Source organism: Rhodopila sp. (assembly GCF_035548235.1).
Lineage (GTDB): Bacteria > Pseudomonadota > Alphaproteobacteria > Acetobacterales > Acetobacteraceae > Rhodopila.
This window is the reverse complement of the sequence record NZ_DASZTJ010000153.1, coordinates 23,084-31,292: the sequence shown is the minus strand read 5'-3', so window position 1 is coordinate 31,292 and position 8,209 is coordinate 23,084. Positions and strand designations below refer to the sequence as shown.

Genomic DNA, 8,209 nt, shown 5'->3' with positions numbered 1-8,209 from the left:
CACCCTGCGGCTGCGATCCGGTTGATGTCTTCGATCGACAGCGGCTTCCTAAGCTTCACTTTGCCGTCGAGGCTGTGCAGGAAACCATCAATCGTTCCGGTCGCCCGCGTCGCCCGCACGCGCAGTTCCCCACCCGGCAGCTTTTCGAAGTCGACCCGTTCACCGGGCTTGATGCCCAGGTGTTGCAGCAAGTCGCGCTTGAGCGTGACCTGGCCTTTCGCAGTGACGGTGAGGGAAGTCAGGAGGATCTCCATTGGCTCCTGCTGCAAGGTAACGGAAATCGTCATTCCCTTCAATCCGGTGCCCATTCGCACTCATGCATGACCTCGCCTTTGCCGGGCGCGTGCGGTGCGGTGGCGCGGTCGATGTCCCCGCAGCTTGGCGGCCGGGCAAGGCCGCCGGATCAGTCCAGCCGGACCAGCCCAACCGGACCAGCCCAGCCGGACAGGCCCAGCCGGACAGGCCCCCAGGCAGCCCCCCGAGGCAGCCCCATTTGGGCGCAACATTGCAATCCGGCGACGCAGACGCCGACCCGGGACTGCTTCTGAGTTGTAATCACCGGGTCATTAGGATTAGGAGACGGTTTCCAAACTTCCCCGCCAATCCCCGATGGTTCATTGCCCACGACCAAATGAGGCCTGACAAGCATTTCGCCGGCGCCGCGGGGATCGTCCTGGTAGCGGCGGCCTTGGTGGCCCTGACCTGGGCGTCCACCCTGCGCGCGGTCCAGGCGCAGCGGGACCAGGTGCTCGCCCGCGTCACCGCGACCGTCTCGAACCAGGCGTTGACCTTCGCGGAACAGATCAACGGGCAGATCCTGACCATCGACCAGACGCTGCGAGTCATGGAGAACGCGTGGGAGAGCGATCCCGGACAGTTCGACCTCGAAGCCTGGAAAAACCGCTCGCCGGCGCTGAACGGCCTGGGGCATGACATCGTGCTGGCGGACAGGGACGGGACCATCCGCCAGTCCTCCGTCGAGGAGGCGATCAACACGAACGTCCGCCGCCTCGACTTCTTCGTCGGCCTGTCCCGGCAGGCGACGAAAGCCGGCAGCCTGTATATCGGCCCCGCCACGGTCGGAAAGATCATGCGGGAATGGCACATGAACGTGGCGCGCGCGCTCCGCACGCCTGACGGCGGCTTCGCCGGGGTCCTGGACGCGGAGTACCGGATCAGCGCCATCACCGACGTGTTCGGCCAGACCGATCTCGGGCCTGGAGCGTTCCTCGCGCTGGTCGGATTGAATGACGGTCGTATCCGCGCCGCGGTCGGCCCCACCGCCGTCGACCCGGACGCCGGCATCGCCGACACGCCGATGTTCCGGGCCATCAGCCGTGCCCCGGCCGGCATCTGGGTTGGTCCGTCGGCGACCGACGCCGTCATCCGCATCCATGCCTTCCGCCGGATCCCCGATCGGAACCTGGCCATCGTCGTTTCGATGAACCAGGCGGAAGCGATGCGTCCGGCCGAGGAGTGGAAGATCCAGGCCTATGTCTTCGCCGGCTGCATCACGGCGCTGCTGGTCGGGCTGGCGCTGGTGCTGCTCCGCAGCGGCCAACTCGCGCGGCGGCGGGAAGCGACGATCGTCCAGGATCGGGCCGTCCTGGCAGCCGCCAACGCGCAGTTGGAGGCCGCGCGCGCTGTCGCCGACGCGAAGGCCCGGCAGTTGCAAGGGACGCTGTCGGGCATGAGCGACGGCGTGGCCACGGTCGACGCCCAGATGCGGCTGATGGAATGGAACGCGCTGTTCCCGGAAATCGCCGGCGTGCCCGCGGAGATCCTGCGCGTCGGATTGCCGATGGAGGACATCCTCCGCGCCCAGATCGCCGTCGGCCAGTTCGGACCCATCCCCGACCCCGAGGCCGAGGTCGCGCAGCGGATGGCGCGGATACGGGACAGGCCGTTCGGCGTCGTCGAACGCCAGCGGCCCGACGGCCACACGATCGAACTCCGCCGCAAGCGCATGCCGGATGGTGGTTTCGTTACCCTCTATTCCGACATCACCGAACGCAAGCGGGTCGAGGAAGCGCTGCGCAAGGCGCGGGCCGAGGCCGAGACCGCCAACCTCGCGAAATCGCGTTTCGTGGCGATGGTCGGCCATGAGTTGCGCACGCCGCTGAACACCCTGCTGAACACCGTGCGGCTGCTGAGCGACAGCATGCTGGCGCCGGCCCAGCAGTCGCTGGTGACATTGGCGCGGCAGTCGGGAGAGATCCTGTTCTCCCTGATCAACGACATCCTGGACATGTCGCAGATCGAAGCCGGCAAGCTCGCGATCCGGCCCAGCCTGTTCGAGCTTCGCCCGCTGCTGGAGAGCTGCCTGGAGATGTTCGCCGCCCAGGCGGCCGACAAGGGCCTGTCGATGGAACTGGTGATCCGGCCGGGTGCGCTGGACGTGCTGCGGACCGACCCCAGCCGGCTGCGCCAGGTGCTGCTGAACCTGATCTCCAATGCGATCAAATATGGTCATCCCGGCCTGATCCGCGTGATCGCCGAAGCCGGGGACGATACCGTCGCCGTAAGGCTCTCGGTCCTGGATGCAGGACCGGTGATCGAGGAGAGTGCCCGGCAGCGGCTGTTCAATCCGTTCTCACGCCTGGGGCGGCCGGGCGAGGTCGAGACCGTCGGAACCGGCCTCGGGCTGGCGATCTGCCGCGAACTGATGGCCCTGCTGGGCGGACAGATCGGGCATCGGACCTGGTCCGACGAATCCGGCCGGAGCGGAAACCTGTTCTGGGCGACGTTGCCGCTTTCAGCTTCGCCGGCGCGCGAAACGACCCGGTCGGGCGGCGAGGCGGGGCCCCTGGCCGGATCGATCGAACCGGCCCTTCGCCAGTTGCCGCGGACGCGCGTCCTGCTCGTCGAGGACGTGCCGGCCAACCAGATGGTGACCGCGGCCCTGTTGCGCCGCGCCGGGCACAGCGTCGATGTCGCGTCCAGCGGCCAGCAGGCGATCGAGCTGATCCAGCGGGCGCCCTACGACATCGTCTTCATGGACGTCTTCATGCCCGGCATGGGGGGGCATGAGGCCGCGCGCGTCATCCGGACGCTGCCCGGCCCCGCGCGCCGCGTGCCGGTCATCGCGCTGACCGGCCATGTTTCACGCAATGACGAGGATCGATTCCTCGCCTCGGGCATGAACGGGGTCCTTGGCAAGCCCGTGGCGTTGACGGAGATGCTGGACGTGCTGCTCCGCCATGTCTGGTCGCCGGAACACCTGATGGCCATGCCCGAGGAGGAACCGGACAACGGCCCGGACCGGGACGCGCCGTCCCTGTCCGCCGAACGGATCGAGGAACTGCGGACGAACCTTCCCCCCGAACGCGTCACCGAACTTGTCCGGGAGGCGTTGAGGGACCTCGATCACCGCATGCCGGACCTGCGGCGCGCCCTGACTGCCGGCGCGCCGGTCGCCGTCACCGTACACGCCCATACCATGACGGGCGTGGCGGCCTCTTTCGGCCTGGCAGGGCTGGAGCAGGAACTGCGCAGGATCATGATGGCCGCGCACGATGACCAGCTTTCGGCGTTGGGCAGCGACGCGATGGAGCGGGTCGAGACCGCGTTCGCCGTGGCGTCGCGGCAGTTGCGCCGCGCGTGCCGGTTGGCCGACAGCCCGGTGGAAGGTTAGCCCGTGGAAGGTTAGCCCGTGGAAGGTTAGCCTGTGGAAGGTTAGCCTGTGGAACGTCAGCCGCTGGATTGTTAAGCACTTGTTTACCGGCCGGCGCTATCAAGGCGGCCATGACGGACACGTCTTCGCATCCTTCGGCGCCCCTGGGTTTCGGTCGCCTGAAAGCCGCTTTCTTGAGCTGGCTCCTGCCGCCGGCGGCCGACGCGGGACCGCACGCGCAACCGGCGGCGCAACGACCGCCAGGCGAACCGAACGAGCAGCCCTTGGGACCGGGTCGCGGCCAGACCTTGTATATCCGAGCGTAACGATCGGCCGGCGGCACGGACTTGATCGGGTCGAACGGCGGCGTCATCCTGTCACGGATGTCAGCTTTCGTCCGGCGCGTTCCTGATGGTGACAACCGCGAGCGGCTGGTCTGCGCCGATTGCGGCTTCGTCGCCTATGAAAATCCCAAGATCGTCGTCGGCGCCGTCGTCGTGTCCGACGAGAAGGTGCTGATGTGCCGCCGTGCGATCAATCCGCGCAAGGGCTTCTGGACCCTTCCCGCCGGCTACATGGAACTGGGGGAAACCGCGCATGAGGGGGCAGCGCGGGAAGCCCTGGAAGAAGCCGGGGCCGAAATCGCGATCGAGGGATTGCTGGGCGTCTTCAGCATCGCGCGTATCGGGCAGGTGCAGATGATCTTCCGTGCCCGTTTCGCCAATGCCGGCGAACCTCGTTTCGAGGCAGGAGAAGAAAGTCTGGAAGTTGCCTTATTTTCGTGGGAGACAATCCCATGGACCGAAATCGCGTTCCCTTCTGTGCACTGGGCCTTGCAAGCCTGGCGTTCGGCCGGCGCCGGTCCATTGGGTCAACCGGTCGGCAATCCGCCGGCGGACCCGCGGGGCACCCATCCCATGTCCGGATCGGCCGGAGCGCAGGCATAGCCGTGGCGCTGGCGACGCTGGCCGCGGCCCTCTGGCCGGTTCCGTCGCCAGCCTGGGCTGGCAAGGCGCGGACGCCGCCGGCCTTGGCGGCCAAAGCACGGACGGTACCAGCCTTGGCTGCACAGCGGACGGCTCGGGCGGCGGCGCCGAAGATCGCCGACGATTTTCCGATACCGCCGATTCCCCCGCTGACGCGTCCGCTGCCATCGGTGGCGCCGGTGCCGGACGCCGACCTCACGGCGCCGTCCAGCCTGGCCAGCGGACCGACCGTCGCCCTGAAATTCTATCGGGCGCCGACCTTCGATCCTGGATACGGTTTCGCGCCCGGGTCCCGCTACCGCTCCCCCGAGGACCGCAAGCCGATCCAGACGCCCGGGTTCAGCGTCAGCGTTCCCATCCGGTAACGACGGCCACTGCTAACGACGGCCACTGCCGACAAAAATGCTGGAAACGTGGGCATGTGTATGCCTTCGATTACGATTCCTTCATCGTCCCGCCAATAAAACGCTCCGTCCCGACAGCCTCGCCTGCTGCCGGCGAACAGCGGAGAGGTGGACGATGCGGAAGATCAGCCGGACCCGCTTACGCGGTGGCTGCGATGCCATGGGCCGGGCGGACAGGGACGACCGGCCGCGCGGCATTCCGGGGGCCGTCGTCACGTCCCGGCCGGCGGTCGATCTCGACCTGTCGAGCCTGTTGCTGGATCGGAAGGAGCATCCGACGCTCGTCGGAAGCGAATCCGAAAAGTCCGAAACGACCACGGCGGATGGGGGCCGAACGGACGCCCGGGAGACCGTTTCGTTGTCCGACGGCACAAGCATCACCTTTGTAACGATCGATTGAACGGGCGATGCGCATCGCCTTGGACCGGTCTTTTGTTCGTGGCGGGCCCAGGCAGCGGCGCGGGACAATCGCCAAAACGTGAAGGGATCGGTCTGTTCAATCCGCTCTCGACTGGCAACACTTCTACACTTTTTGCTAAGCTTCGTGCCGCGGACGGTGATGGCATGACGATCGACCCTCTACAGGCGGACCCACGCAGGCAGACCGTCCAGCGGAAAAGGGCTGCAGGTTGACGTCTCCCTGGACAAACCGTCAACCGTCGGTTGTGACAAATCCGGTCAGGTGCGCGACATCGGCTCGAGACGCGATTCGATGAAGCTTTCCACAAGGCTGATCCTGCTGATCCTTGGATGTCTGCTGCCGATCCTGACGGCGCAGGTATACTCCCAGACAAATCTCTACGCCGAACGACGCCAGCAACTGGGCGCGCTTGTCCTGCGTCAGGTTGAATTGGCCAATGCCGACGTGAACAGCATCGTGGACGGGGTCCACCAGCTTGGCGTCCTGGCCGTGCAGGTCCCGGGGATCGGGCAAACCTCCGAAGACTGCGACCGGAAGCTGGACCAGTTGCGGTCCGGCTTGCCGCGCTACCGGTTTCTCGCCCTGGCCGATCCGGTCACGCAGACCATCACCTGTGTTTCCGAGGAACCGGGGATGGACCTGCTGTCCACCCGGCCACAGGTTCCAAGCTGGATGCTGGAACTGATCGGACACGAGGGGACGAGCACCGGCCATGCGGTCTTCGCCAGGGAAACATCCGAAGGGGTCCTGCCGATCGCCGTCGCGATGCCGTCCCCAAGCGGCGGCGTGCTCCGGACGGTGCTGGTCGCCGGCCTCAGCATCCGTTGGCTCGCCGATCATCTGAAGTCCGCGGACACCCAGCAATCGGGGGCGACGGCGGGGTCGGAGCTGTATGTGACGGATAGCGACGGGATGGTCATCGGCCATGCCGGCGCATCGGCCCAGCCCCCGCCCACCCGGCTGCCGGCCTGGCTGGGCCCGGTGATCGCGCACGGCACCGAAGGCGTCACGACGCTGGAGGACCCCAAGGGCCGGAGCTACATCGTCGGCTACATGCCCTTGGCGGCGCAGTCGTACGGTCTCGCGATCGTCGAGGCGCTGCAGTTGCCCAAGGCGACGGCCGATCTGGACCAGGCGAACTACCAGGACCTGATGGTGATCGGGGGCGCCGCCTGCGTCGCCCTGCTGCTGGCCTGGCTGGCCGGGCGCCGGTTCATCGTCAAGCCGACCGATGCCTTGCTTCGCGCGGCTCGGCGATGGCGGGAGGGAGATCTGAGCGCCAGGGCGGAGCTGGACGATTCCGGGTCGGAGTTCTCCGCCCTCGCGCATTCGTTCAATGCCATGGCAGCCGGATTGGAAGCGCGGGAGATCGAGCGGGCGGCGCAGGCGCATCTGCTGGAAGCCCAGGTCGCGGAGCGCACCCGCGAGCTGTCCGAAAGCAACAACCGCCTGCAGGTCGAGATCGCCGGCCGCGAGAAGACCGAGGCGGCGCTGCACCAGGCGCAGAAGCTGCAGGCGGTCGGTCAGCTTGCAGGTGGAATCGCCCATGATTTCAACAATATGCTGGCAACGGTCCTGGGCAATATCGAACTGATGGAGCGCCGGCTCGCCCAGGCTGCCAAGAACTGGACCGAGGGCGACACCGAACGTCTCCAGAAGCTGATCGAACGGGCGACGGGCGCGGTCCAGCGCGGCGGCCAGCTCACCTCCCGCCTTCTCGCCTTTTCCCGCCGGCAGCGCCTCGCCGCGCGGCCGACCGACATCAACGCGCTGCTTCAGGAACTCGTCACGCTGGCGACGAGCACGCTGGGCCGCCGCGTCCAGGTCGTGTCGGAGCTTGCCGACGACCTGTGGCCGGCCATGGTCGACCCCAGCCAGGTCGAAGCCGGCATCCTCAACCTGTGCCTCAACGCGCGCGACGCGATGCCGGAGGGCGGGACCCTGACGCTGACGACCGACAATGCCTGCGTCGGACGCGACAGCGAGATCGCCCGGTCGGAACGCGACCTGGCGCCCGGCGACTATATCCGGATCCGGATCTCGGACACCGGCAGCGGCATGACGTCCGAAGTGAAGGCGCGCGCCTTCGATCCGTTCTTCACCACCAAGGGGCCAGGCGCGGGTTCGGGCCTCGGCCTGAGCCAGGTGTATGGAATGGCGCGTCAGTCCGGCGGCAGCGTTTCCATCGACAGCACGCCCGGCGAGGGGACCGTCGTGACCCTGCTGCTGCCCCGCGCGACCGAGGTGGAAGCGGTGAATCCCGTCGCCGCCGCGCCCGTGGCCGGCCGCGCGACCGGGCGTCCCAAGGAACTGGTGCTGGTCGTGGATGACGACCATGCCGTGCGCCAGGTCACCGTGGAGATGGCACGCGACCTCGGCTGCGAGGTGGTGCAGGCGCAGGACGGCGAGCAGGCGCTGTCAATCCTGGCGAAGCTGCCGACGCCGCCGCACTTCCTGCTGCTCGATTACCTGATGCCGGGGATGAACGGCTTGCAACTGGCGCAGGCCATCCGCGACCGGAACATCACCGCGCCCATCGCCCTGGTGACGGGCTACGCCGAACTGTCGGAGGTCGACCTGTCGACCAGTTGCCTCTCCGCCCTGCTGCGGAAGCCGTTCACGATCCGCGAGCTGGAATCGGTGCTGAACCAGTTGCGGACGATGCCAAGCGACGCCGCGGTCCTGGAGCACGGGCTGATCGGCCAGTGACGGTGACCGGCGTCGACGCCGGTCGATCCGCCGATCCTTTCATGGCTGGCCTGCCCAATGCGCCAACCCGTCAACC

The 8,209-nt window shown here is 67.4% G+C and carries 6 protein-coding genes; 5 read left to right on the top strand and 1 reads right to left on the bottom strand.

Annotation, left to right across the window (positions count from 1 at the left end; genetic code table 11):
- A partial coding sequence (locus tag VHB27_RS13155) for an AbrB/MazE/SpoVT family DNA-binding domain-containing protein (RefSeq protein ID WP_325601082.1) occupies positions 1-308 on the bottom strand: 308 nt, incomplete at its 3' end.
- Between the two features lie 323 nt (positions 309-631).
- Between VHB27_RS13155 and VHB27_RS13150 the strand changes: the two genes are divergently transcribed.
- The 5 genes from VHB27_RS13150 to VHB27_RS13130 all read left to right on the top strand — a co-directional run bounded on the left by VHB27_RS13150 (position 632) and on the right by VHB27_RS13130 (position 8,133).
- Entirely contained in the window at positions 632-3,634 is a 3,003-nt protein-coding gene (locus tag VHB27_RS13150; RefSeq protein WP_325601080.1) for a PAS-domain containing protein, read from the top strand.
- A gap of 326 nt (positions 3,635-3,960) precedes the next feature.
- Complete coding sequence (locus tag VHB27_RS13145) at positions 3,961-4,560, top strand: NUDIX hydrolase (protein ID WP_408903999.1); 600 nt, start codon at positions 3,961-3,963, stop codon at positions 4,558-4,560.
- 113 nt (positions 4,561-4,673) lie between these two features.
- Positions 4,674-4,964 carry a hypothetical protein gene (locus VHB27_RS13140; RefSeq protein WP_325601078.1) on the top strand — a complete coding sequence of 97 codons (291 nt, stop codon included), beginning with the start codon at positions 4,674-4,676 and terminating at the stop codon, positions 4,962-4,964.
- 154 nt (positions 4,965-5,118) lie between these two features.
- Positions 5,119-5,403, top strand: coding sequence for a hypothetical protein (locus VHB27_RS13135; RefSeq protein WP_325601076.1), 285 nt, complete (start codon positions 5,119-5,121; stop codon positions 5,401-5,403).
- A 312-nt stretch (positions 5,404-5,715) separates the two neighbouring features.
- On the top strand, positions 5,716-8,133 hold the full coding sequence (locus VHB27_RS13130; protein ID WP_325601074.1) for a response regulator: 2,418 nt from the start codon (positions 5,716-5,718) through the stop codon (positions 8,131-8,133).
- Positions 8,134-8,209 lie beyond the last annotated feature (76 nt).